Origin of the sequence: Methylobacterium currus, assembly GCF_003058325.1 — a bacterium.
In the GTDB taxonomy this organism is placed as follows: Bacteria; Pseudomonadota; Alphaproteobacteria; order Rhizobiales; family Beijerinckiaceae; genus Methylobacterium; species Methylobacterium currus.
The window spans coordinates 810,700-834,351 of record NZ_CP028843.1; the positions used below are offsets into that span (position 1 = coordinate 810,700).

Below are 23,652 nucleotides of genomic sequence, written 5' to 3' on the forward strand. Positions count from 1 at the left end.
CGGAGCCCGGATCGATGCATCACGCCGCCCCGATCCGGCCCGGCGCGAGGCCGGAGGTCACGCATCGCCGCATCCTCGCGCTCGCCCTGCCGATGACGCTCGCCAACGTCACGACGCCGCTCCTCGGCCTCGTCGGGACGGCAGCGGTGGGGCGGCTCGGCGACGCGGCCCTGCTCGGGGCGCTGGCGCTCGGGGCCGTGGTCTTCGACTACCTGTTCTGGACCTTCGGAGCCCTGCGCATGGCCACCGCCGGCCTCACCGCGCAGGCGACCGGGGCCGGCGATCGCGCGGAGATCGACCGGACCCTCGCCCGGGCGCTCGCGGTGGCGCTCACGGTCGGCCTCGCCATGGTGGCAGGGCAGGGCCCGCTCGGGGCGGCGGCCTTCCGGCTGTTCGGCGCCAGCCCGGCGGTGACCGAGGCACTCGCCGCCTACTTCGCCGTCCGGATCTGGTGCGCCCCCTTCACGCTCGCCAACTACGCCATCCTCGGCTCGACCCTCGGGCGCGGCCGCACCGATCTCGGCCTCGGCCTGCAGGTGGCGATCAACGCCGTCAACGTCGCGCTCACCCTCCTGCTCGTCCTCGGCCTCGGCGCCGGGGTCGCCGGGGCGGCCCTCGCGACCGTGCTGGCGGAAATCGCCGGCACCGCCCTCGGGCTCGCCGTGCTGCACCGCCTCGGCTCCCGGCCGTGGCGCGTGCCCGTCGCCGAGGTCGTCGAGCGTGCCGGCCTCGCCCGGATGCTCTCCGTCAACGGCGACGTGATGGTGCGCACCCTCGCGCTCATCACCGCACTGGCGCTGTTCACCGGTCTCGGAGCGCGGGCCGGCGACGTGACCCTGGCGGCCAATGCCGTCCTCCAGAACCTCTTCCTGATCGGCAGCTTCTTCCTCGACGGCTTCGCCACCGCCGCGGAGGTTCTGTGCGGCCAGGCGCTCGGCGCCCGCGACGAGGGCGCCTTCCGGGGTGCGGTGCGCCTCTGCCTAGGCTGGTGCCTCGGCTTCGGGCTCGCAGTCTCCGGCCTGTTCCTCGCCGTCGGCGGTCCGTTCATCGACGCGATCACCACCGCGCCGGAGGTGCGGGCCTTCGCGCGCGACTTCCTCGTCTACGCCGCCCTGACGCCGCTCGCGGCGGCGGCCGCCTTCGCGTTCGACGGGGTCTATATCGGGGCGACCTGGACCCGGGCGATGCGCAACCTGATGCTGGCGGCGCTGGCGGTCGACGCCGCGATGCTGGCGGCGACGCGTGAGCTCGGCAATACCGGCTTGTGGCTCGCCATGCTGACCTTCCTGGCGGCCCGCGGCCTCGGCCAGGCCGTGCTCTACCCGCGGCTCGCGGCCGGCGCCTTCCCGCAGCCGCGGGTCGGCCCCCTGACGGAGGCGACGCGATGAGCATGGATGCGGTGATCTCGGGCGGATGCCGGTGCGGCGCGGTGCGCTACGAGGCGCGAGGGAAGCCCCGGAACGTCACCGTCTGCCACTGTGCCGATTGCCGCGGCGCCACCGGCGCGCCGATGGTCGGCTGGCTCACCGTGCGGCGGGATTCCTGCCGCGTCACGGCCGATCCGGCCTGGTTCCGCTCCAGCCCACGGGCCGAGCGCGCCTTCTGCCCGTCCTGCGGCACGCCGCTCGCCTACCGGGCCGATGACCTGCCCGACGAGATCGACCTGACCCTCGCGAGCCTCGACGACCCGGAGCGCTTTCCGCCGCGCGACCATGTCTGGGTCTCGCGCCGCCTGTCCTGGGTCGCCCTGCCACCTGGGCTGCCCTGCTACCCGCAGGCGCGCGGGTCCTGAAGCCCTCATCGAATTCCCGTTCCGCCGCCGCACGAGACGATCCCGCATGACGATGGCGGACCCGACCGCTCAGCTCGAGACCGATGCGTCGTACCTTCCGCCCCGTGCGGTCGACGATCCGGCGACCTGCGCCTTCAACCATACCATCGACCTGCCCGGCCACGGCACCATGGCGGGGGCTTGGGACCTGCGGGCCGGGCTCGACGATTACCTCGGCCACGTCGCGGTGGCGGGCAAGCGCGCGCTCGATTTCGGTGCCACCAGCGGCTTCCTCGGCTTCGCCATGGAGGCTCGCGGTGCCGAGGTCGTGTCCTACGACTTCGCTGGCGACGCCTGCTGGGAGATGGTGCCGTATCCGGATTTCGAGCGCGCCGTGATCGCGCCGGAGATCCGCAACCACCTGCGCCGGTTCGAGAACGCCTACTGGTACTCCCATGCTGCGCTGAACTCCCGGGCGCGCCGGGCCGGAGGCTCGCTCTACGACGTGCCGGAGGCGATCGGTCCCGTCGATGTCGCGGTCCTCGGCAACGCGCTGGCGCGCCTGCGCGACCCGTTCCGGGCCCTGCACGGTGCCCTTCGGCTCACCCGCGAGACCGTCGTGGTGACCGAGATGCTGCCGAAATCGCTGCAATTCCTGCGCTACCTGCCGCGCCGCATCGGGCTGCCGCTCTTCCTCCTGCCCCGCACCGACCAACGGATCCGCTTCGACGCCTGGTGGACCATTGCCCCGACCACGATGCAGGAGCTCCTGGCGATCCTGGGCTTCGGCGAATCGGCGGTGACCTATCACCGGCAGTTGCTGCTCGGGCAGAAGCGGCTCTGCTACACCGTGGTGGCGCGGCGGACGGAACCGACGAACCCGGAATTGTGAGCCGACGGGCGAACGATGTGAAAGACGCGCCCGAACCCTCCCCCCTCTGCGGGGGAGGGTTCGGGCGCGGGCTTCGACTCGGCCCGTGCCTCACGCCGAGCGGGCCAGCTCCGCCGCGTCGCGCCCGACGACGCCCGCCAGGCTCGTGATGCCCTCCGCCTCCATCCGGCGCAGAAGCCCGGTCTTGATCTCCCCGACGAGGCCGGGACCCGCATAGATCAGGGCGGAATAGAGCTGGACCAGGCTGGCACCGGCCCGGATCTTGGTCCAGGCGGCCTCCGCCGAGTCGACGCCGCCGACGCCGATCAGCGGCAGCGCGGTCCCGACCCGCCGATAGGTCTCGGCCAGGAGCCGGGTCGAGGGCGAGAAGAGTGGCCGGCCGGACAGGCCGCCGGTCTCGCCCCTGGCCGCCCCGGCGAGGCTTGCCGGCCGCGCCACGGTGGTGTTGGAGACGACGAGGGCATCGACGCCGCGGCGCCGCGCGGTGGCGGTCATCGCGTCGAGGCCGTCGAGGCCGATGTCGGGGGCGATCTTGAGGAGGATCGCCGTGCCCGGCGAGGATTCATCCCGGGCCGCCACCACCCGGGCGAGCAGGTCGTCGAGGAACGCTTCCCCCTGGAGATCGCGCAGGCCCGGGGTGTTGGGCGAGGAGACGTTGACGGTGATGAAGTCGACGAGGCCGGCGAGGCCGCGGGTACAGGCGACATAATCGGCCAGACGGTCGGTCGAGTCCTTGTTCGCCCCGATATTGACCCCGACGATCCCCGGCCGGCCACGACGGGCCTCGAGGCGCGCCCGCACCACCGCCAGCCCCTCGCTGTTGAGGCCATAGCGATTGATCACCGCTCCGTCCTCCGGCAGGCGGAAGACCCGTGGGCGCGGGTTGCCCGGCTGCGGCCGGGGCACCACGCCGCCGACCTCGACGAAGCCGAATCCGAGGCCGAGCAGCGCGTCCGGCGCCTGCGCACCCTTGTCGAATCCCGCCGCCAAACCGATCGGGTTGGAAAAAGTTCTCGATATAACCGTTACGCAGAGGCGAGGGTCATCGGCCGGCGGATCCCGTAAGGGAAGCTGCGCGATTGCCCTAACAGTCAAGCTATGGGCAGTCTCGGGATCTAGGGCGTGCAACAGGGGGCGGACGAGTGGGAAGACGGTCGAAAGCAAGATCAAGCCCCTGTTAAATTTGGAAAAATATGGATTCCACCGGGTCCGGCGGGTAATGGTGCGACGCTCCGGACGGCGGAGAGCGGCAGCGGGCCGTAGAGGTGCGGAAACAGGGCGCCGCCGCGGGAGGGCTCGAAGCGCAGGGCCTCTCCCAGCGCCTCCGCGTCGACCGCGATGAGGAGAAGATTATCCTGTCCCGAGAAGTGCTTGGCCGCCGTCTCGGGGGCCTGGGCGGCCGTCGAGAAGTGGATGAAGCCATCGGCCAGATCGACCGGCGCGCCGTCGAACCGGCCGGCAACCTCGGCTTCACGCCACAGGGCTGCCGGGCATATCTTGTAGATGAGAATCATGGGCGCCGCAGGCCTCCTCGGCGGGGTGCGGGCGAGCGATAGCCGCGCCGGGGCGAGCCGGCAACGCCCGTTGCCTTTCGGCGAAGGTTCGGTAGTTTACATTTGTTAGTTCGGTGGTGAACGCCCACCGCCTCAGGCCAGGCCCCCATGCTGTCCCATGACCGAATCTGGTCCGCCATCGATCACCTTGCGCAGCGCAACAACTTGACGGCGTCGGGCCTCGCCAAACGCGCCGGGCTCGACGCGACGAGCTTCAACCGCTCGAAACGGGTCAGCCCCGACGGGCGCAAGCGCTGGCCCTCGACGGAATCGGTCGCCAAGATCCTGGCCGCCACCGGCGCCACCCTGGACGACTTCCTGCGCCTGATCGAGCCGCGGGACGCCGAGGCCCGCATCGCGGTGCCGCTGATCGGCAGCGAGAGGGCGGCGGGCCATATCGGCGCCAACGGCCTGCCGGGCAACGGCAGCCCCATGGCGGAGGTGGAGCTGCCGGGCCTCGGGCAGGAGCGCTGCTTCGCCATCGAGGTCCGGGATGGCGCCCTGGCCCCGCTCTACCGCGACGGCGACGTGCTGGTGGTCTCCCCCACCGCGGCGATCCGCAGGGGCGACCGGGTGGTGACGTGCCTGGGCGACGGCGGCATCATGGTCGCCGAGCTGAAGCGGCGCACCGCCCGGGCCGCCGAGCTGAGCGGGCCGGTCCCCGGCGAGCCGGACCGGATCGTCCTGGCCTCGGAGATCGCCTGGATGGCCCGGGTGATGTGGGTGCGGCACTAATTCAGACCGACGGTCGTCGACAACGACCTCTGGCTCCGTTCCCGAATCGTCGCCAAGCCCTTGGCTTGGCGTCGAAAATTCGAGCTGGATCAACGGTCTGATACCGCCGCGCCTCCGAACGAATGCGCTCTCAGGCGCGGCGGTATCAGACGCTATTCCGCCGCCACCCGCTGGTTGCGCCACCGGGTCAGCAGGGCGCGGAGCGCGGCGGGCTTGAGCGGCTTGCTCAGCACCTGGACCCGCTGCGCGCTCGCGGCGTCGCGCACGCCCGGCGAGCGGTCGGCGGTGAGGAGCACCGCCGGGATGTCGGCGGCGAGCGCCGCCCGCAGGCCCGCGATGAGGTCGAGGCCGGTCCCCTGGTCGAGGTGATAGTCGGCCACGATCACGTCCGGGCGCAAGGACCCGCCGAGCACCAGGGCCAGGGCCTCGGTGAGCGAGCCGGCGGTGTGCAGCGCGCAACCCCAGCTGCCGACGAGCACCCGCATCCCGTCGACGATTGCCGGCTCGTTGTCGACGGCGAGCACCGTCAATCCGGCGAGCGGCACGGTGGCCGGCCGCGGCGCCTCGCCCTGCGCCTCGACCACCGGCCGCAAGGGAGCGCCCGGCACCGCGACCGAGAAGGCCGAGCCGCGGCCGGGCCGCGAGGCCAGGCTCACCGGGTGGTCGAGGAGCCGCGCGGTGCGATCGACGATCGACAGGCCGAGGCCGAGGCCGCGGGCGACCCGCGCGCCCTGGTCGAGGCGCTGGAACTCGCGGAAGACCAGCTTCTGCTGCGCGGCCGGGATGCCGAGCCCGGTATCCAGCACCATCAGCACCACCCGGTCGCCGTGCCGCCGCGCGCCGACGAGCACGCGTCCTTCCGGCGTGTACTTGATCGCATTCGACACGAGGTTGTGCAGGAGCCGGCGCAGCAATTGCCGGTCGGAGCGCAGGGCGAGCGAGGAGGGCATCACGGTCAGCCTCAAGCCCTTCTCCTGCGCCAGCGGGCCGAACTCGCGCTGGACCTGGCGAAAGAGCTCCGACACCCGCACGATCGAGAGCTGGGGCTTGAGCGCCCCGGTATCGAGGCGGGAGATCTCAAGCAGGGCGGTCAGGATCTCCTCGACGGCGTCGAGGGAGGCGTCGACATTCTCGGCGAGCGTCGGGTCGGTGCCCCGGTCGCGCTCGACCAGCGCGCTGGCATAGAGCCGCGCGGCGTTGAGCGGCTGGAGGATGTCGTGGCTGGCCGCCGCGAGGAAGCGGGTCTTCGAGGCGTTGGCCTCCTCGGCCTCGGCCTTGGCGCGGGTCAGCGCCGCGTTGAGGCGGGTCAGCTCCTCGGTGCGCTCGCGCACCCGGGTCTCCAGCTCCTCGTTGAGGCGGGTGCGGGCCTCCTCGGCGGCGACCGAGTCGGTCACGTCGGTATAGGTCGCCACCACGCCGCCATTGGGCAGGAGGTTGGCGCGGATCTCGATCACCCGGCCGCTCGGATGCAGCCGCAGGCGCTGCGGCCCGGATTCGAGCCGGAAGGCGGCGATGCGCTCCCGCACCAGGGTGTCGGCGTCCCGCGCCCCGTAGGCGCCGCGGCCGGCATTGAAGCGCACGATCGCTTCCAGCCCGATGCCGGTCTGGATCATGTCCGGCGGCAGGTCGTAGAGATCCGCGAAGGCGCGGTTCCAGACGATCAGCTTCATGTCGCGGTCGAAGACCGTGATGCCCTGCTTGGCGTGGTCGAGGCCGTGCTGGAGGATGTCGCGGCTGTACTGGAACGCCGCCGAGGCATCGTCGAGGAGCTTGAGCGCCGCCTTGGGCGAGACGTTGCGCCTGCGCAGGAGCAGCGACAGGGCGAGCCGGGCCGAGGAGGCGCCGATCGCCGAGGCGAGCAGGTGCTCGGCGTGGCGCAGTTCGGGCAGGCCCGCAATCGCGTCGTCGGCCAGGGCTCCGCGGCCTTGCGCCTGCGCGAACTCCTCGAAGGCCCGCACCGCCCGCTCCTCGCCGAGGAAGCGGGCCACCGTGGCGCGCAGCTCCGCCAAGGTCACGGCGCTGCGAAACAGCCGGAAGCTCGGCGCCACGAGCCCGGCCTCGTCGAGGCCGGAGACCTGGCCGAAAGCCTCGGCCTGCAGGCGCTCGATCGCGTTCGGCGGTCGCAGAAGCGAGAAGGCGATGTAGGCCAGCGTGTTCAGGCCGAGGCTCCACAGCGTGCCGTGGACGAGGCGGGGAACGTCGTCGAGGCCCATCAGCCCCGTCGGGCTCAACGCCGCGATGCCGAACGGACCCTCGGTGATGAACGTCGCCGCCCAGCCCTCTCCCGTCACGAGGCTCGGCAGCAGCAGGGTGTAGAGCCAGACCGTGAAGCCGACGATCAGCCCCGCCGCGGCGCCCAAGCCCGTGCCCCGGCCCCAGTAGAGCGCGCCGACGAAGGCCGGGCCGATCTGCGCCACCGCCGCGAAGGACAGGAGCCCGATCGAGGCGAGCGCCACCTCGCCGGCGACCCGCGAATAGGCATAGGCCACCAGCACCACCGTCACGATGGCGACGCGCCGCACCACCAGCACGTAGCCGCCGAGATCCGGCGCGCCGGGTTCGGGGGAGGGGGCGGCGCCCGGAACGAGGTTGCGCCGTCGCAGGGCCACCGGGATGACGAGGTGGTTCGAGATCATGATCGCGACCGCGACCGACTCGACGATCACCATCGCGGTCGCCGCCGAGAGGCCGCCGATGAAGGCGATGAGGGCGATGCCGTCGGCCCGCTCGTGCAGCGGCAGGGCGAGGACCGTCATGTCGCGCTGCACGGTCCCCTCCGGGAAGAGGGCGAGTCCTGCGAGCGCCAGCGGCACCACGAACAGGTTGATGAGCACGAGGTAGAGCGGGAAGGTCCAGGCCGCCCGCCCGACATCGGCGACCGACCGGTTCTCCACCACCGCCATGTGGAACTGGCGCGGCAGCAGCAGCACCGCCGCCGCCGAGAGCAGGGTCTGGACGATCAGCGTCGCGGGGCCGGAGGTCTGCCCGACCAGCGCCCCGACCCCGTGCACCGCGCTCGAGGCCTCCGGCAGGTCGCCCAGCATCCACCCGACCACGAAGCCGCCGACGGTGAGGAAAGCGAGCAGCTTGACCAGGGATTCGAGCGCCACCGCCAGGGTCAGTCCGTCCTGGTGCTCGGTGGCGTCGGCATGGCGGGTACCGAAGGCGACCGCGAAGCCCGCCAGCACCAGGGCCACGAACAGGCCGAGATCGCCCAGCATCCCGGCCGGTGCCCCGACCCCGTCGGTGGCGCGAAGGAAGACCTGGAGCGAGGCCGCCACCGCCCGCAATTGCAGGGCGATGTAGGGCACCGCGCCCACCACCGCGATCAGGCAGACCAGGGCGGCGATGCGCTCGCTCTTGCCGTAGCGGGCGGCGATGAAGTCGGCGATCGAGGTCGAGTTCTGGGCCTTGGCGATCCGCACCACCCGGGCGACGAGCCGGTAGCCGAAGCCCACCACCAGGACCGGGCCGACATAGATGGTGAGGAAATCGAGGCCGGCATGGCTCGCGAGGCCGACCGAGCCGAAGAAGGTCCAGGAGGTGCAGTAGACCGCCAGCGACAGGGCGTAGATCGTCGGCCGCACCCGCGCGTCGCGCATCAGCGTCCGCCCGGCCACGTCGCCCCAATGAGCGACTGCGAACAGGGCGCAGATATAGACGAGGGCCGCCAGCACCACCGTCCAGCCCGCGATCATCGGCGAAATCCATCCCCGGCCCGGGCGGGGGCCCGGGCTTTGCTCGTATGCGGGGGTTTAGAGCATGTCGGGGCCGAAGCGCGACCCCGCTCTCTCGTTCAGCCGTGGCAGGTGCAGCCGGCGTGGTCGCAGCCGGCGTGGTGGGGGTGGCCCTCGGCGCATTCCTCGCAGCAGAAGGCCTTGCCGTCGCGGGACACGGCCTTCGCCACCGGGACCACGCAGACGCAGTCCTCGCAGGCGCATTTCACGGTCTCGGCGGTGGTGCTGGTCATGGTTCCGGTTCCTCTTCGGCGTTGTCGTGGGAGGGGTGGGGGTGATCGTGCGGCTCGGTGAGATGGGCGACCATGTTGCGCAGCACGTCGCGCACGTGATCGTCGTCGATCGCGTAGGCGACGTGCCGGCCGTGGCGGATCGCGCGCAGGATGCGGGCGGTCCGCAGCAGGCGCAGGTGATGCGAGGTCAGCGATTGCGACAGGCCGAGGCCCTCGCCGATCTCCCCGACCGTGCGGTCCGCCTCCAGGCAGGCGAGCACGATGCGCAGGCGGTTCGGCTCGCCGAGGAGCCGAAAGACCTCCGCCACGTCCGCGACCTGCTCCGGGGACAGGAGCCGCACGCCCGTTCTCTCTTCAACACATGAACACATGCTCATGTGTTGTGACGCACGGGCAGATGTCAAGGGCGGCAGGGTCGGCGGGACGCCGGAACCGCGAGGCTCAGTCGTCGTCGAGATCGGCCGGCGACCCCGGCGCCATCGGGCCGCTCTCCTCGACGTCGTTGTCGTCGAAGAGGCCTGGCGGTCCGTCGAACCCCACGACCCCGTCCGGGTTGTCGGGGGTGACATTCGGGTCGAAGGCGGGAGGCTGGCCGTCCTGAAGCCGGCGCTCGAGGCGCCGTTCGCGCCGGAGATCGCGCTGCACCGGAACGTCGTCCGATCCCTGCGCGAGCAGGGCGGAAGCGGATTCGACACAGAGCGCGCCGAGCAGGGCTGCCGCAACCATCGCCCTCATCCCCGACTCCCTGGCTGCCCGGGCGCGCCGCCCCGCAGCCCGCACTCTGCCTGGTGGCGGCACGGCCGTCTGCCGCCCCATTCGGTGGTGCCACTGCGGCGCCCGAACGCGATCGACCCCGCGATGCCGTCGGCACCGCGGGGTCGATGGTGGCGCGTGTCGGAGGCGGAAGCCGGTTCAGGCCGCCGCGCGGCCGCGCATCAGGTCGGCCCCGTTGCCGACGACGCGGGTATAGAGCGAGGAATAGCCGTCGGCAGCCCTGTCCCAGCCGAACTCGCGGGCCATGGCGTTGCGGCGCATCGCGCCGAGGCGGCGCTTCGAGGCGAAGACGTCGAAGGCGCGGCGGATCGCGCCGCTCAGGCCCTTGAGCGAGGACTCGCCGAACAGGAAGCCGGTGACGCCGTCCTCGACCGTGTCGGCGAGGCCGCCGGTGCGGTGGGCGATCGGCAGGGAGCCGAAGCGCTGGGCGTACATCTGGGCGAGGCCGCAGGGCTCGAAGCGCGACGGCATCAGCAGGAAGTCGCTGCCGGCGAACATCCGGTGGGCGTCGGTCTCCTCGAAGCCGACCCGCACCCCGACCGAGCCGGGATGACGCCGGGCGAGGTCGAGGAAGGCGGCCTCGAAGCGCGGCTCGCCCTGGCCGGTCACCACGAGCTGGCCGCCCTCGGCGACGATCGATTCGGCGGCGGCGAGCGTCAGGTCGACGCCCTTCTGGTGCACGAGCCGCGACACGATGGCAAAGAGGGGCCCGCGCGAGACGCCGAGGCCGAAGCGGGTGCGCACCGCGTCGGCATTGGCGCGCTTGCCCTTCCAGTCATCGGGCTCGAAGCGGGTGGCGAGGTGCGGATCGGTGCGGGGATCCCAGCTCTCGTCGATGCCGTTGAGGATGCCGGCGAGCCGGCCCTGGTGGGCGCGGGTGCGCAGGAGCCCGTCGAGGCCGCAGCCGAATTCCGGCGTGGTGATCTCGTGGGCGTAGGTCTCGCTCACCGTGGTGACGTGCGAGGCGTAGAACAGGCCGGCCTTCAGGAAGGACAGCTTGCCGTAGAACTCGACCCCGTCGATCTGGAAGGCGCTCTCCGGCACGCCGAGGCGGCCGAGATTCTCCCACGAGAACAGGCCCTGATAGGCGAGGTTGTGGATGGTGAGCACGCTCGGCACGCGCTGGCCGCGCCAGGCCAGGTAGGCCGGGGCGAGCGCCGTCTGCCAGTCGTTGAGGTGCAGCAGGTCGGCGCGCCATTCGGGATCGATCCCCTGCGCGATCTCCGCCGCGGCGAGGCTGAGGCGACCGAAGCGCAGGTCGTTGTCCGGGAAATCGATGCCCTGGTCGCCGTAGGGCGAGCCGTCGCGCTCGTAGAGGGCCGAGCAGAGGATGACGTAGACCGGCAGGCCGTCGCCGGTCTCGATCAGGCCGAGGTCGCAGGGAGGCATGTCGGCGCTGCCGGCGAGATGCGCGACCACCATGATCTCGGGGTGGCGGTCGACGACCTGGCGGTAGCCCGGAATCAGGATGCGGACGTCGTAGTGCTGGCGCAGGGCCCGGGGCAGGGAGGCCGCGACCTCGCCGAGGCCGCCGGTCTTCACGAAATCGGCCATCTCCGGCGTGGCATAGAGGATCCGCGGCTTGAGCGAGCCGCGCAACGCCTCGACGGCTCCCCTGGGGGAACTGTCTGACGGCAGAGTCGGCGCCTGTGAAGCCGACCGTGCCGACGCCGGAAATGTCATGAAGAGCCCCCACGCCGCGAGCCGGACGGACTGCGATCGGACGATGCCGCGGCGTACTGCCACGACAACGCGCCATTCCTGCCCTGGTTCCAGTGCACTGCACAATATCAGGATCGACGGGATCGGCAAGACAAAAGAGATTAACAGAAAGAAAAAATGCCGTCTCTTGCCGATTCCCGAAGCTGCGCCGTGCCCTGTACGGAGCTTAGGCGGGTAAAGGGTGTGTCGAGCCGTTCGCCGCCGGAGCGCGCCGGATCAGCACTAGGGCCTCGTCTCCCGCAAGTGCGAAGTGCCCCTCCTGCGGGACCTCGCCGCGCCGGCCGCCGGCGCTCGACAGCAGCACCTCCCAGGCAAGCCCCTCCCTCGCCGGTTCGGAGGGCACTGGGATCTTGCAAGCTTCGTGCCCGAAATTGAGCGCGACCCGGATCAGCTCGTCGCCGTGCAGGCGGTCGTAGACGAGAACGTCGCCGGACAAGGACACTGCCCGGTAGGCCCCGATGCCGAGCGCCGGGTGGTCGCGCCGGAGCGCGATCAGGCGCCGGTGCAGGGTCAGGATCGAGTTCGGATCGTCGCGCAGCACCTCGACGTTGCGGGTCTGGGCTGCCGGGTCGAGGGGCAGCCAGGGCTCGACGGTGGAGAAGCCGGCTTGCGGCCCCGGCGCCCATTGCATCGGCGTGCGCTCCGGGTCGCGGCCGCGGCCGGGCTCATTGTGCTCCCAGGGGTCGCGCACGCGCTCGGGCGGGATCGGCACCCGGCCGAGCCCGATCTCGTCGCCGTAATAGAGGGTCGGGGTGCCCCGCAGGGTGAGGAGCAGCACGGCGGCCACCCGGGCCTGCGCCTCGCCGACCCGCGCGGCGATGCGGGGCTGGTCGTGGTTGCCGAGCACCCAGTTCGGCCAGCCGCCTTCGGGCAGGGCCGCCTCGTAGTCGGCGATCAGCCGCGCCACGGAAGCGGCGTGCCAGGGCGTCTGGATCAGCTGGAAGTTGAACGGAAGATGCGCCCCCGACAGGTCGACGCCGTAATACGCCACCAGCCGCTCCAGCGGCAGGTAGATCTCGCCGATCAGCACCCGCGCGTCGTACTCGTCCAGCACGGCTCGCATCTCGGCGATCACCTGCATCACCTCGGGCTGGTCGGCGGAGTAGAGCTGGACGAGGGTGTTGATCTCGGGCTCGCCCGGCACGTAATCCGGGTTCATCGGATTGTCGCGAAGCGCCTCGTCCTTCATCAAGTGCCAGATCACGTCGACCCGGAACCCGTCGACGCCACGGTCGAGCCAGAAGCGCAGCACGTCGTGCATCGCGGCGCGCACCTGCGGGTTGCGCCAGTTCAGGTCCGGCTGCTCGCGCAGGAAGGCGTGGTAATAGTATTGCCCGGTCGCCGGATCGAGGGTCCAGGCCGGGCCGCCGAAGTTGCTGATCCAGTTGTTCGGCGGGCCGCCATCGGGGGCCGGGTCGCGCCAGATGTACCAGTCGCGCTTCGGGTTGTCGCGCGAGGACCGCGCCTCGCAGAACCACGGATGCTCTTGCGAGGTGTGGTTCGGCACGAAATCCATGATCACCCGCAGGCGTCGGCGATGCGCCTCGGCCACCAGGGCGTCGAAATCGGCGAGCGTGCCGAAGAGCGGGTCGATGTCGCAGTAATCCGAGACGTCGTAGCCGTAATCCGCCATCGGCGAGCGGCAGACCGGCGACAGCCACAGGGCGTCGACCCCGAGCCAGGCCAGGTAGTCGAGCCGGGCGGTCACGCCCCTGAGGTCGCCGACGCCGTCGCCGTTCGTGTCCTGGAACGAGCGCGGATAGACCTGATAGACGATTCCCGCCTTCCACCACAGCTCACCCGCCAGCAGGTGTGCGGGCTTCGCGTCCTCGGTCATGCTGGGCTCCTGAGCAGGTTTCGCGGCGAGGACCGCCGGTTTCGGGACGATCGGCGGCACGAGGAATGTCCGATCGGCGCCGGAGGGCGCCGCCAAGCCGGGCGAGCGAGCCGGGCGAGGCCGGCACTGGGCTTGAGCGGCCGGGCGGCCGCCCTTATATGAGCGCCCGCGGCGTGGGGCGCCCCGCAGGGAAGCCGTCTCGCCGCATCCGGTTCCCGCCTTCCCGCGCGCGGAACCCAAAGCGTGGCCCGCCAGCATCACCGGTGGCCACGACATCATCATGACGTCGTCGGCAGGGAGGGAGGCGCAGCCGCGCCCATGCCGGCACGATCCGCGGCCGATCCGCCGGAAGAGCGACGCGCCGCGACCGGAAGGTCAGGCTCCGGAAGGTCAGGCTCTTGGCATAACCCTGCCCTAACGGTTATTCCTTCCCCAAGGGCATTGCCTAACCCGAAGGTCCGGCCTGCGGGTGGCCTCGAAAGCGTTCACACTCGCTTCAGGCCGCTTCGCCAAAATCAAGTCTCGTTTCCATGAGACGTGTCGGGGCAGCAACACGTGCCGTCCCGCGTGCTCAAGCTTAGTCTCGGCGTCTCGACATCGCCGTCCCACAGCCACACGATGCTGCCGTGGCCGAAGGTTTGCTGCACAGCACGCGACGTGAGATCGCGCTGCAGCACCGTAAGACCTGCGGCAGGGAAGGGGGTTCCAAGGTGCTGAACGAAGTTCTTCTGTCCGGTCGCCAGCGCGAAGAGGCTCAGCGGGAGGCGCAAGCCCCGCAGGATGCCGATACGTCGCGCTCCTGGATGCCGCAGGCGGCGCCCGCCGCGCCTGCGGGCGACGAGGTCACGGTGATGCGCACCGCGATCCTGTCGAAGCTCGCCTATGCGCTGGGCAAGACGCCCGCGACCGCCCGCGACCGCGACTGGTTCGTGGCGACGGCGCTGGCCCTGCGCGACCGCGCGGTCGCCGCCAGCGCGATCTCCGCCGGGATCGTGCCGCCCAAGCGCGTGCACTACCTCTCCCTCGAATTCCTGATCGGGCGCCTGCTCTCGGACGCGCTTGGCAATCTCGGCGTCGCCGAGACGGTGCGGGCGGCGCTGGCGGGCCTCGGCGTCGACCTCGACGCGGTGGCGGGCGCCGAGCCCGACGCGGCGCTCGGCAATGGCGGGCTCGGCCGGCTCGCCGCCTGCTTCATGGAGAGCATGGCGAGCCTCGCCATTCCCGCCTACGGCTACGGCATCCGCTACGACCACGGGCTGTTTCGGCAGGTGATCGAGGACGGGGTCCAGCGCGAGGTGCCGGAGACCTGGCTCGCCGAGGGCAACCCGTGGGAGTTCGAGCGGGCGGACGCCGCCTGCGAGGTCGGCTTCGGCGGCGACGTGGCGATGAGCGTGCAGCCGGACGGCACGCTGCGCCGCATCTGGCGCCCGGCCGAGACCGTGCGCGCCGTGCCCTACGACACGCCGGTGATCGGCCGGGGCGCCAAGCACGTCAACGCGCTCCGCCTGTGGGCGGCGCGCGCGGTCGAGCCCGTCGACCTCGCCCGCTTCAATGCCGGCGACCATGTCGGGGCGGTGGCCGAGCGCGCCCGGGTCGAGGCGATCTCGCGGGTGCTCTATCCGAGCGACGGCACGCCGGCCGGCCAGGAACTGCGCCTGCGCCAGGAATTCTTCTTCACCTCGGCCTCGCTCCAGGACCTGGTGCGCCGGCACGTCGCCGAGCGCGGCGACCTGCGCTCGCTGCCCGACCACGCGGCGATCCAGCTCAACGACACCCACCCGGCCATCGCCGTGCCGGAGCTGATGCGGCTCCTCGTCGATGGGCACGGCCTGTCCTGGGAGGATGCCTGGCACGTCACCACCCAGACCCTCGGCTACACCAACCACACCCTTCTGCCGGAGGCCCTGGAGACCTGGCCGGTGGAGCTGATGGAGCGGCTGCTGCCGCGCCACATGCAGATCATCTACCTGATCAACTGGATGCACCTGGAGGAGGTGCCGAAGCACGGTGCCTCGGTCGCGCAGCTCGCCGAGGTCTCGCTGATCGACGAGAGCCACGGCAAGCGGGTGCGGATGGGCCACCTGGCCTTCCTCGGCGCCCGGCGGGTGAACGGCGTCTCGGCCTTGCACACCGAGCTGATGCGCCAGACGGTCTTCGCGCCGCTCCATGCCCTCGACACCGACAAGATCGTCAACAAGACCAACGGCATCACCTTCCGGCGCTGGCTCCACAACGCCAATCCGGGCCTGACCCGGCTCGCCGTCGAGGCGGTCGGCGCGAAGGTGCTCGACGACCCGCGCCACCTCGAGGGCTTGACGGCCTTCGCCGACGATGCCGGCTTCCAGGCGCGCTACGCGGCGGTGCGCCGCGAGCGCAAGGAGGCGCTCGCCCGGGTGGTCGAGGACCGCACCGGCATCACCCTCGATCCGGACGCCCTGTTCGACGTCCAGATCAAGCGCATTCACGAGTACAAGCGCCAGCTCCTCAACATCCTGGAGACGGTCGCGCTCTACCAGGCGATCAAGGCCGAGCCGCACCGCGACTGGACGCCCCGGGTCAAGCTCTTCGCCGGCAAGGCGGCCCCGAGCTACCACCAGGCCAAGCTGATCATCCGGCTCGCCAGCGACGTGGCGAAGCGCGTCAACGCCGATCCGGACGTGGCCGGCCGCCTGACCGTCGCCTTCGTGCCGAACTACTCGGTGAGCCTGGCCGAATCGATCATCCCGGCCGCCGACCTGTCGGAGCAGATCTCGACCGCCGGCCTCGAAGCCTCGGGCACCGGCAACATGAAGCTGGCGCTGAACGGCGCGCTCACCATCGGCACGCTCGACGGCGCCAATATCGAGATCAAGGATCATGTCGGAGCGGAGAACATCTTCATCTTCGGCCTCGACGCGGCGGGCGTGCAGCGGGTGAAGGCCGAGCCGGGCTACGCGGGCCGGGCCATCGCGGCCTCGCCCCGCCTGCGCGGCGCCCTCGACCTGATCGCCGCGGGCGGCTTCTCGCCCGAGGAGCCGGGCCGCTTCCGGCCCCTCGTCGACGAGCTGACCCACGGCGACCGCTTCCTGCTCACCGCCGATTTCGACGATTACTGGCGCGCCCAGCGCGAGGTCGACGCGGCCTGGCGCCGGCCCCGGACTTGGTGGCGCGCGGCGATCCTCAACACCGCCCGCACGGCGTGGTTCTCGTCGGACCGGACGATGCGGGACTACGCCGAGGAGATCTGGCGGGTGCGGGTGGGCTGAGAACGCCCGACCGTGTGATGGAAAACAAAGCCCCGCGGTGCGAGCCGCGGGGCTTTCTCGTCAGAGGACAATGATATCGTCCAGTCGACAACCTCATCCTGAGGTGCGGGCGATCGAAGATCGCACCGCAATGAGCCTCGAAGGAGGGCTCCCGTACTCTCTGACAGATCTGGAAGTCTTCTTCGAGGTCAGCCGATCTCTGATCGACTGACATCTCAGGGCGAGGTCCCAGATGGGACGAGTGGAAAAAGCGTCGGGGACACCAGCGCTCGATCACGCCGCCGGAATATACTGATACGTCCAGGTCTCGCTCAGGGTCTCGTCGCCCCGGCGCAGGAACAGCCGCAGCTCCACCGGCTCCGCGCCCGTTACCGCGAGGTCGAACTCGGCCCGCCAGTGGCCCGGCACGTCGTCCGGCACCGCCTCGGTGCGGGCGAGCGGGAAGGTGCCGCGGGACGCGGTCAGCACCGGCTCGGGCTTCACCCCGGCAGGCAGCCGGCCCAGGGGCTCGCCGAGGAATTCCACCACGAACTTGCGCACGCCCTTCGGCCGGTCGGTGCCGGCCTGGCCGCCATTGCCCTCCCGGGTGGCGACGCAGCGCGCGAGGTTGCTCGGATAGGGCTCGTCCGCAACCCAATGCAGGCGATAGGCGAGGTCGTGCGAGGATCCGGCGCGGGCCGGTTCGGCCGGCACCCACATCGCCACCACGTTGTCGTGGATCTCGTCGTCGGTGGCGTTCTCGACCAGCTGCACGCTGCCCTTGCCCCAGTCGCCGAGCGGCTCGACCCAGAGCGAGGGCCGGCGGTCGTAGTAGACGCCGTCCTGGTAGTGGTCGAACAGCCGGTCGCGCTGCATCAGCCCGAAGCCGCGCGGGCGCTCGTCGGAGAAGGCCGAGACCATGGTGCGGGGCGGGTTGCGCAGAGGGCGCCAAATCCGCTCGCCGGTGCCGGTCCAGAGCGCGAGGCCGTCGGAATCGTGCACCTCCGGACGCCAGTCGGTCGCCGTCGGCTTGGCGGTTTCGGAGAACCAGTACATCGAGGTCAGGGGCGCCAGGCCGAAGCGGCCGACATCCTTGCGCATGTGCAGGCTCGCCTCGATGTCCATCACCACCGACTTGGTGCGGCGCATGCGGAACCGGTAGGCGCCGGCCGCCGAGGGGCCGTCGAGGAGCGCCAGCACCGTGACGGTGTCGGAATCCGGCGCCGGGGTCTCGAACCAGACATGGGTGAAGTCCGGGAATTCCTCCGGCCGGTCCGGCATCACCGTGTCGAGGGCGAGCCCGCGGGCCGACAGGCCGTATTGGTACAGCTCGCCGATCGCCCGGAAATACGAGGCGCCGAGGAACGCCACCCAGTCGTTGCGGCGCCAGTCGAGCGGGCCGCCGCGGCTTTCCTGGAAGCGGAACCCCGCGAAGCCCGGATTCGGCGGCAGGCGCCGGGCCGGCGAGTCCGCCGGCATCTCGAAGGCCGCCGGATCGTAGATGATCTCGCGCGCCTGCCCGCCCTCGACCACGTGCATCCGCACCGGCTTCTGGAAGTAGCGGCCGAGATGGAAGAAGGTGACCGGGAAGGCGCTCGGGCCCTCGGCCCACAGCGCGTGGTCGGGCTTGTATTTCAGCTTGCCGTGGGCGTCGTAGTCGATCGCCTGGAGCACGTCGCGGTCGGGGATCGCCGGCGGGGCGTAAGCGCGGCCGGCCAGCTCCCGCACCCGGGCCTTGAGGGCATCGAAGCCGAAGGCCTCGGGCCTGCCCAATGGCAGCTCGGCGGACAGCACCTCGGGGCCGGAGCCGAGCAGGAGCGCGGCGCCGGCAAGCAGCGTACGGCGGTCGATCATCGCAGGCGCCCTTAGCGGATCGGCTCGATGCTGGTGGCCCGGCGCCAGAGCTGGACCATGATGTACAGAGCGCAGAGGCTGAACAGCACCATCAGCACGTGGCCGATCGTGTCGCCGAGCTCGAAGATGCCGGCCAGGGCCCAGCCCGCCGCGATCGCCACCGCGAACACCTCGACGCCGACCAGCACCATGATGCTGAGGATGGTGACGAGGCTGCGGGTCTTGAGGGAACCTGATGCGGGCACGCGGCCTGATCCTTGTCCTGATGGCGGGGCGACGGGCGACAGGGCGCCTATCGTTTCATGGCTGCGGGGACTAGCCTGAACCGGAGGGCCGGCGCAACCGCGCGGGCCCGTTCCGCCCCATCATCCCTTGGTGAGATGCCCGAGACTCCCGTCTTCTCCCGCGCCGCCTGCGCGGCTCCCCACCACCTCGCCGCCGAGGCCGGCCGGGCGATCCTCGAAGAGGGCGGCAACGCCGTCGAGGCGATGCTCGCCATGGCGGCGACCATCGCGGTGGTCTACCCCCACATGAACGGCATCGGCGGCGACGGCTTCTGGCTGATCCGCGGCCCGAACGGCGTGGTGCGGACGATCGAGGCCTGCGGCCCGGCCGGCAGCCTGGCGACGATCCGGCGCTACCGCGACAAGGGCTTCGAGGCGATCCCGGAGCGCGGGCCCGACGCCGCCCTGACGGTGGCCGGCGCCATCGGCGGCTGGGCGCTCGCCCACGGCATCGCCCGCGACCTCGGCGGGCGCCTGCCCCTCGCCCTGCTCCTCTCCGACGCGGTCCGGCACGGCCGCGAGGGCGTCCCGGTGTCTCCGTCCGAGGCGCGCTACGTTCCGAAGGAACTCGACACGCTCCACGACCAGCCGGGTTTCCGCGAGACCTTCCTCGTCGACGGCAAGCCGCCGAAGGCCGGGACGAAGCGGGCGCTGCCGGCTCTGGCCGCCACCCTGGAGCAGCTCGGCCATGCCGGGCTGGAGGATTTCTACCGCGGCGATGTCGGCCGCGAGGTCGCCGCCGATCTCGAACGGGCCGGCAGCCCGGTCACCCGCGGCGACATGGAGCGCTTCCGGGCGGTGTCGCGGGCGCCGCTCGCGCTGAAGCTGTCGGGCGCCACGGTCTACAATTGTCCGCCGCCGAGCCAGGGCCTCGCCGCCCTGATGATTCTCGGCCTCTACGAGCGGCTGGGGCAGATCCGCCCCGAGACGGCGGCCCACTCCCATGGCCTGATCGAGGCGACGAAGCGCGCCTTCCGGGTCCGCGACGCGGTCGTGACCGATTTCGACCGCCTGCGCCACGACCCCGCGAGCTTCCTCGCGCCGGAGCGCCTGGAGGCGGAGGCCGCGGCGATCCGCATGGACCGGGCCTCGCCGTACCCGGTGCGCCCGGTCGGCGACGGCGACACGGTGTGGATGGGGGCGATCGACCAGAACGGCGTCGCGGTCTCCTACATCCAGTCGGTCTACTGGGAGTTCGGCTCCGGCCTCGTCCTGCCGGGCACCGGCATCACCTGGCAGAATCGCGGCCTCGCCTTCTCCCTCGATCCGAAGGTGGTCAACCCGCTGGAGCCGGGGCGGCGGCCGTTCCACACCCTCAACCCGGCCCTTGCCGTCCTCGCCGACGGGCGGGTGATGTCCTATGGCAGCATGGGCGGCGACGGGCAGCCGCAATTCCAGGCCCAGGTGTTCACCCGCTACGCCACCTACGGGATGGGCGTCGCCGAGGCGGTGGACGCCCCGCGCTTCCTGTTCGGCCGCACCTGGGGCGCCGAGTCGATGACCGTGAAGGTCGAGGATCGGTTCGACTCGTCCTGCATCGCGGCGCTCTCGCGGATGGGGCACGAGGTCGAGGAGCTGGGTGGCGCCTATAGCGACTCGCTGGGTCACGCCGGCCTCCTGGTGCGCCACCCGGGCAACGGGCGGGTCGAGGCGACGCATGATCCACGCTCGGATGGCGGGGCGGCTGGGATCTAGCTCAGTTCCGGGGCTTCACCGCCTCGAAGGACAGCATCTGCAACCTGGCCGTCGCGGGGGCGCCGAGCGTCCCGCGAAGCCGGCGCTCCAACTCCGAGACCAGCGGTTCCGGTTCGATCCCGCGCTCGCGCAGGAGCACGGCGGTCGGGTTGCCGCGCAGCAGGCCGGCGGCGAACAGCCCGACATCCGGCACCGGCGCGTCGAGGCGGATCGCCTCGGCGCGAAAGCCCGAGAAACCGGCCGCCTCCGCCAGCGCCCGGACCTCGTCGAGGCTCGTCATGCCGTAGGCGAGGCCGAAGACCCCGGTTTCGCCGGTCGCCTCGACGACGAGATCGGCCGCGACCCGCGCGTAGGGGTTGGCCTCCCGCACATCCCAGGTGGTGAACAGGAACCGCCCGCCGGGGCGGAGCACCCGCGCCGCCTCCCGCATCGCACCGGCACGGTCGGGGAAGAACATCACGCCGAACTGGCAGAGGACGAGGTCGAAGGCGGCCTCCGCGAAGGGCAGCGCCTGGGCATCGGCCGGGCGCAGGTCGACAGCCGTGCCGGCAGGCAGGCGCTCGGCGGCGAGGGCCAGCATCGCCGGGGCGAGGTCGGTGGCGGTGATCGCGGTCCCGGCCGGCAGGGACGCCGCGAGGAGCCGGGTCACCTGCCCGGTGCCGGCGGCGGTCTCGAGCAGACGCGTCGGAGCGAGGGCGGCGACTCGGGCCGCCGTCACCGCGGCGGCCGGCCCGAACATCACCGGCGCCATTCCGCGTTCGTAGAAATCCGGAATCGCGCCGCCGAAATCGCGCCGAAGGCCTTCGCTCATCGCGTCGTCCTCTCCACCCTGCATTGGAGAGTATCTGTCCAATAAGGCGGGGCAGAGACGTCAGGACGTTACAGGCGGTGACCTGTGCTGCCGCAGCCGTAGGACGTGAGAAGGGCTCGACGCCTCGCGGCATCGAGCCCTTCTCCAATCCGCACGATCTCGTCCTTCAGCGCGGCGCGCGCTTGGCCAGGATGCGCTGCAGCGTACGCCGGTGCATGTTGAGCCGGCGCGCCGTCTCCGAGACGTTGCGGCCGCACAATTCGTAGACGCGCTGGATGTGCTCCCAGCGCACCCGGTCGGCCGACATCGGGTTCTCGGGCGGGTCGGCCCGCTCGCCGGGCTCGGCCATCAGGGTGCCGTGGATCTCGTCGGCGTCGGCGGGCTTCGCCAGGTAGTCGAAGGCGCCGAGCTTCACCGCGGTCACGGCGGTGGCGATGTTGCCGTAGCCGGTCAGGATCACGCCGCGGGCCTCGGGCCGGCGCTCCTTGAGGCGGGCGATTACGTCGAGGCCGTTGCCGTCGCCGAGCCGCATGTCGATGACGGCGAAAGCCGGCGGCTGCGCGTCGACCGCCGAGACACCCTCGGCGACGCTTTCCGCCACGTGCACCCGGTAGCCGCGCGCCTCCATGGCCCGGGCGAGACGGGTCGAGAACGGTTTGTCGTCGTCAACGATCAGAAGGCTGCGGTCGGTGTGGTTAAGGAGGGCGTCGCCCTCCGGGATCGTACCGGCCGTGGCCTCCGGGCTCAGTGTTCCGTACTGCGTCATCAGGCGACGCTCCTCGCGAATTTCAATCAGTCTATTCAGAGCGTTATATAGGAACGTCGCGCGCCTGCGTCAGGGGTGCGGCGCCGCCCGTGCCCGGGTTTCGGCGACCTTTGGCCTCCCTCTCGAAAACGTGACGGGGCCAGACGATCCGCACCACGGCGCCGGTCGAGGGATCGACCGCGTTGGCGAGGCTCAGCTGCGCGCCGGAGCGCTCGATCAGCGTCTTGGCGATGAACAGGCCGAGGCCGAGGCCGGTCCCGCCCTCGGGACCGATCCTCTCCTGCCCGGCTTTCGCCGCGCTGCGGGTGCTGACATAGGGCTCGCCCACCCGGAGCAACACCTCGGGAGCGAAGCCCGGCCCGTCGTCGCGGATCTCCAGCGAGACCCGGTCCGGGGTCCAGCGCGCCTCGATCGCCACGCAGCTCTCGGCGAAATCGACCGCGTTGTCGACGATGTTGCCGAGGCCGAACATCACGCCCGGGTTGCGCCGGCAGGCCGGCTCCGGCCCGTCGCCCTTCGTCGCCACGTCGAGCACGATGCCGAGCGCCCGCTGCGGCGCCACCAGTTCCTCGACGAGGTGGCTGAGCGAGATCGTCTCGATGAAGCCGCCCTGGTCGGCATCGAGCGAGGTGAGCTTGGCGAGGATGCCGCGGCAGCGCTCGACCTGGTCGCGCAGCAGCGCCAGATCCTCGGCCACGCTCGGGGAGGCGGTGGGCCCGAGCTGGCGGTCCAGCTCCTTGGCCACCACCGTGATGGTGGCGAGCGGCGTGCCGAGCTCGTGGGCGGCGGCCGCCGCCAGCCCGTCGAGCTGCGACAGGTGCTGCTCCCGGGCGAGCACCAGCTCGGTCGCCGCCAGCGCCTGGGCGAGCTGGCGCGCCTCCTCGGCGACGCGCCAGGCGTAAACTCCCGTGAAAGCGGTTCCGAGCAGGATCGCGGTCCAGACGCCCGACACGTACAGGAACGGCAACTCGAGCTTCTCCCCGGCGAACCACGGCAGCGGCCGGTAGACGAGGGCGAGCAGCGTCGAGAGGCCGACCGCCAGGAGGCCGAGCGCCAGGGTCCGGGCCGGGGGGAGGGCGGTGGCCGAGATCAGCACGGGGGCGAGGAACAGGAGGGCGAAGGGATTTTGCAGGCCGCCGGTCAGGAAGAGCAGGGCGGCGAGCTGGATGATGTCGAAGGCGAGCAGCAGCACCGCGGCGTCGTCGCTGAGCCGGTGGCTCGCCGGGTAGCGGATCCGCAGGGTGAGGTTGAGCCAGGACGAGGCGGCGATGACGAGGAAGCACCAGCCGAAGGGCAGGGGCAGGCCGAGCCCCAGATGGGCTCCGGCCACCGCCGCGCCCTGGCCGGCGACCGCGAGCCAGCGCAGCCGCACCAGGGTATCGAGGCGCAGGTGGCGGGCGTCGCGCACCAGGTCGGTCTGCAGGGTCTCGAACATGGAAAGGTCTCGAACGTGGGCGAAACCATAGTGCGCCGCCGCCCGCCGGCCAGGGCAACTGGCCGGAAACCCTTCGCCCCCCAGTGCGTTATCCCCGACGGTGAATTCGCCGGGTTCAGGACCGGCCCCAAGGCGGCCCGGAACCGGCTGCCGCAATGCACAATGCGCATCCGCGAATTGAGGTAAAAAAGGCACAGTTCCACCTTTTGACACCTTGGATTTCCGCAGATGTTGCCCTTCAATATCGGTACTCTATTGTCCTGGCTCCCAGTCGGGTCAGGCGTCTCCTGGCGGCGGTGCGCGCGCCGTTGGGTCAATCGTGGACGGTG

19 protein-coding genes are annotated in these 23,652 nt (G+C 71.2%); 6 read left to right on the top strand and 13 right to left on the bottom strand.

Features of this window, described 5'->3' with window-relative positions; genetic code table 11:
- Positions 1-14 precede the first annotated feature (14 nt).
- Genes DA075_RS03700 through DA075_RS03710 form a run of 3 tightly spaced genes read left to right on the top strand, consistent with a single transcriptional unit; the run spans position 15 to position 2,663 of the window.
- Entirely contained in the window at positions 15-1,388 is a 1,374-nt protein-coding gene (locus DA075_RS03700; RefSeq protein ID WP_099952062.1) for an MATE family efflux transporter, read from the top strand.
- Positions 1,385-1,792, top strand: a complete 408-nt coding sequence (locus DA075_RS03705) for a GFA family protein (protein ID WP_244936498.1) — start codon at positions 1,385-1,387, stop codon at positions 1,790-1,792. Before DA075_RS03700 ends, DA075_RS03705 begins: the two co-directional genes overlap by 4 nt.
- A 46-nt stretch (positions 1,793-1,838) precedes the next feature.
- Positions 1,839-2,663: a class I SAM-dependent methyltransferase gene (locus tag DA075_RS03710; protein ID WP_099952064.1), complete on the top strand. Its 825-nt coding sequence runs from the start codon at positions 1,839-1,841 to the stop codon at positions 2,661-2,663.
- A gap of 90 nt (positions 2,664-2,753) precedes the next feature.
- Here DA075_RS03710 and DA075_RS03715 read toward each other — a convergent pair whose 3' ends face one another.
- Both DA075_RS03715 and DA075_RS03720 read right to left on the bottom strand, forming a co-directional pair.
- Positions 2,754-3,827, bottom strand: coding sequence for a quinone-dependent dihydroorotate dehydrogenase (locus DA075_RS03715; protein ID WP_099952065.1), 1,074 nt, complete (start codon positions 3,825-3,827; stop codon positions 2,754-2,756).
- 2 nt (positions 3,828-3,829) lie between these two features.
- Complete coding sequence (locus DA075_RS03720) at positions 3,830-4,177, bottom strand: DUF952 domain-containing protein (RefSeq protein ID WP_099952066.1); 348 nt, start codon at positions 4,175-4,177, stop codon at positions 3,830-3,832.
- Positions 4,178-4,324: 147 nt separating this feature from the next.
- Here DA075_RS03720 and DA075_RS03725 point away from each other — a divergent pair, with 147 nt between their 5' ends.
- Positions 4,325-4,951 (top strand): S24 family peptidase, encoded by a 627-nt coding sequence (locus tag DA075_RS03725; protein WP_099952067.1) that lies wholly within the window; start codon positions 4,325-4,327, stop codon positions 4,949-4,951.
- A 152-nt stretch (positions 4,952-5,103) separates the two neighbouring features.
- Here DA075_RS03725 and DA075_RS03730 read toward each other — a convergent pair whose 3' ends face one another.
- The 6 genes from DA075_RS03730 to DA075_RS03755 form a co-directional block, all read right to left on the bottom strand.
- Entirely contained in the window at positions 5,104-8,649 is a 3,546-nt protein-coding gene (locus DA075_RS03730; protein ID WP_099952068.1) for a PAS domain-containing hybrid sensor histidine kinase/response regulator, read from the bottom strand.
- 98 nt (positions 8,650-8,747) lie between these two features.
- Positions 8,748-8,921: a metallothionein gene (locus tag DA075_RS03735; protein ID WP_099952069.1), complete on the bottom strand. Its 174-nt coding sequence runs from the start codon at positions 8,919-8,921 to the stop codon at positions 8,748-8,750.
- Entirely contained in the window at positions 8,918-9,262 is a 345-nt protein-coding gene (locus DA075_RS03740; RefSeq protein WP_232386380.1) for an ArsR/SmtB family transcription factor, read from the bottom strand. Before DA075_RS03740 ends, DA075_RS03735 begins: the two co-directional genes overlap by 4 nt.
- 100 nt (positions 9,263-9,362) lie before the next feature.
- Entirely contained in the window at positions 9,363-9,656 is a 294-nt protein-coding gene (locus DA075_RS03745; protein ID WP_099952071.1) for a hypothetical protein, read from the bottom strand.
- Between the two features lie 177 nt (positions 9,657-9,833).
- Positions 9,834-11,378 (bottom strand): glycogen synthase GlgA, encoded by a 1,545-nt coding sequence (glgA, locus tag DA075_RS03750; RefSeq protein ID WP_099952072.1) that lies wholly within the window; start codon positions 11,376-11,378, stop codon positions 9,834-9,836.
- 205 nt (positions 11,379-11,583) lie between these two features.
- Positions 11,584-13,254 carry an alpha-amylase family glycosyl hydrolase gene (locus DA075_RS03755; RefSeq protein ID WP_420813107.1) on the bottom strand — a complete coding sequence of 557 codons (1,671 nt, stop codon included), beginning with the start codon at positions 13,252-13,254 and terminating at the stop codon, positions 11,584-11,586.
- A gap of 710 nt (positions 13,255-13,964) precedes the next feature.
- On the opposite strand from DA075_RS03755, the gene DA075_RS03760 reads away from it, so the two are divergent.
- Entirely contained in the window at positions 13,965-16,499 is a 2,535-nt protein-coding gene (locus tag DA075_RS03760; RefSeq protein WP_174800051.1) for a glycogen/starch/alpha-glucan phosphorylase, read from the top strand.
- Positions 16,500-16,772: 273 nt separating this feature from the next.
- Here DA075_RS03760 and DA075_RS03765 read toward each other — a convergent pair whose 3' ends face one another.
- Both DA075_RS03765 and DA075_RS03770 read right to left on the bottom strand, forming a co-directional pair.
- The gene (locus DA075_RS03765; protein WP_099952074.1) at positions 16,773-18,332 is read right to left on the bottom strand and encodes an OpgD/OpgG family glucan biosynthesis protein; all 1,560 of its coding nucleotides are present in this window, start codon (positions 18,330-18,332) and stop codon (positions 16,773-16,775) included.
- An 11-nt stretch (positions 18,333-18,343) separates the two neighbouring features.
- Positions 18,344-18,523: a hypothetical protein gene (locus DA075_RS03770; protein ID WP_099956385.1), complete on the bottom strand. Its 180-nt coding sequence runs from the start codon at positions 18,521-18,523 to the stop codon at positions 18,344-18,346.
- A 189-nt stretch (positions 18,524-18,712) separates the two neighbouring features.
- Here DA075_RS03770 and DA075_RS03775 point away from each other — a divergent pair, with 189 nt between their 5' ends.
- Positions 18,713-20,311 (top strand): gamma-glutamyltransferase family protein, encoded by a 1,599-nt coding sequence (locus DA075_RS03775; RefSeq protein WP_099952075.1) that lies wholly within the window; start codon positions 18,713-18,715, stop codon positions 20,309-20,311.
- 1 nt (position 20,312) lies between these two features.
- Here the strand turns inward: DA075_RS03775 and DA075_RS37075 are convergent, their stop codons facing one another.
- From DA075_RS37075 to DA075_RS03790, 3 genes are all read right to left on the bottom strand, one after another.
- Positions 20,313-21,122, bottom strand: coding sequence for a class I SAM-dependent methyltransferase (locus DA075_RS37075; RefSeq protein WP_099952076.1), 810 nt, complete (start codon positions 21,120-21,122; stop codon positions 20,313-20,315).
- A gap of 166 nt (positions 21,123-21,288) precedes the next feature.
- Positions 21,289-21,888 carry an ActR/PrrA/RegA family redox response regulator transcription factor gene (locus tag DA075_RS03785; protein ID WP_099952077.1) on the bottom strand — a complete coding sequence of 200 codons (600 nt, stop codon included), beginning with the start codon at positions 21,886-21,888 and terminating at the stop codon, positions 21,289-21,291.
- Between the two features lie 43 nt (positions 21,889-21,931).
- Positions 21,932-23,323 (bottom strand): ActS/PrrB/RegB family redox-sensitive histidine kinase, encoded by a 1,392-nt coding sequence (locus DA075_RS03790; RefSeq protein WP_099952078.1) that lies wholly within the window; start codon positions 23,321-23,323, stop codon positions 21,932-21,934.
- Positions 23,324-23,652 lie beyond the last annotated feature (329 nt).

Coding starts and splice junctions, on each gene's coding strand:
- DA075_RS03700 (WP_099952062.1), top strand. CDS start 15: ATGCATCACGCCGCCCCGATCCGGCCCGGCGCGAGGCCGGAGGTCACG.
- DA075_RS03705 (WP_244936498.1), top strand. CDS start 1,385: ATGAGCATGGATGCGGTGATCTCGGGCGGATGCCGGTGCGGCGCGGTG.
- DA075_RS03710 (WP_099952064.1), top strand. CDS start 1,839: ATGACGATGGCGGACCCGACCGCTCAGCTCGAGACCGATGCGTCGTAC.
- DA075_RS03720 (WP_099952066.1), bottom strand. CDS start 4,177: ATGATTCTCATCTACAAGATATGCCCGGCAGCCCTGTGGCGTGAAGCC.
- DA075_RS03725 (WP_099952067.1), top strand. CDS start 4,325: ATGCTGTCCCATGACCGAATCTGGTCCGCCATCGATCACCTTGCGCAG.
- DA075_RS03730 (WP_099952068.1), bottom strand. CDS start 8,649: ATGATCGCGGGCTGGACGGTGGTGCTGGCGGCCCTCGTCTATATCTGC.
- DA075_RS03735 (WP_099952069.1), bottom strand. CDS start 8,921: ATGACCAGCACCACCGCCGAGACCGTGAAATGCGCCTGCGAGGACTGC.
- DA075_RS03745 (WP_099952071.1), bottom strand. CDS start 9,656: ATGAGGGCGATGGTTGCGGCAGCCCTGCTCGGCGCGCTCTGTGTCGAA.
- glgA (WP_099952072.1), bottom strand. CDS start 11,378: ATGACATTTCCGGCGTCGGCACGGTCGGCTTCACAGGCGCCGACTCTG.
- DA075_RS03755 (WP_420813107.1), bottom strand. CDS start 13,254: ATGACCGAGGACGCGAAGCCCGCACACCTGCTGGCGGGTGAGCTGTGG.
- DA075_RS03765 (WP_099952074.1), bottom strand. CDS start 18,332: ATGATCGACCGCCGTACGCTGCTTGCCGGCGCCGCGCTCCTGCTCGGC.
- DA075_RS03770 (WP_099956385.1), bottom strand. CDS start 18,523: ATGGTGCTGGTCGGCGTCGAGGTGTTCGCGGTGGCGATCGCGGCGGGC.
- DA075_RS03775 (WP_099952075.1), top strand. CDS start 18,713: ATGCCCGAGACTCCCGTCTTCTCCCGCGCCGCCTGCGCGGCTCCCCAC.
- DA075_RS37075 (WP_099952076.1), bottom strand. CDS start 21,122: ATGAGCGAAGGCCTTCGGCGCGATTTCGGCGGCGCGATTCCGGATTTC.
- DA075_RS03785 (WP_099952077.1), bottom strand. CDS start 21,888: ATGACGCAGTACGGAACACTGAGCCCGGAGGCCACGGCCGGTACGATC.
- DA075_RS03790 (WP_099952078.1), bottom strand. CDS start 23,323: ATGTTCGAGACCCTGCAGACCGACCTGGTGCGCGACGCCCGCCACCTG.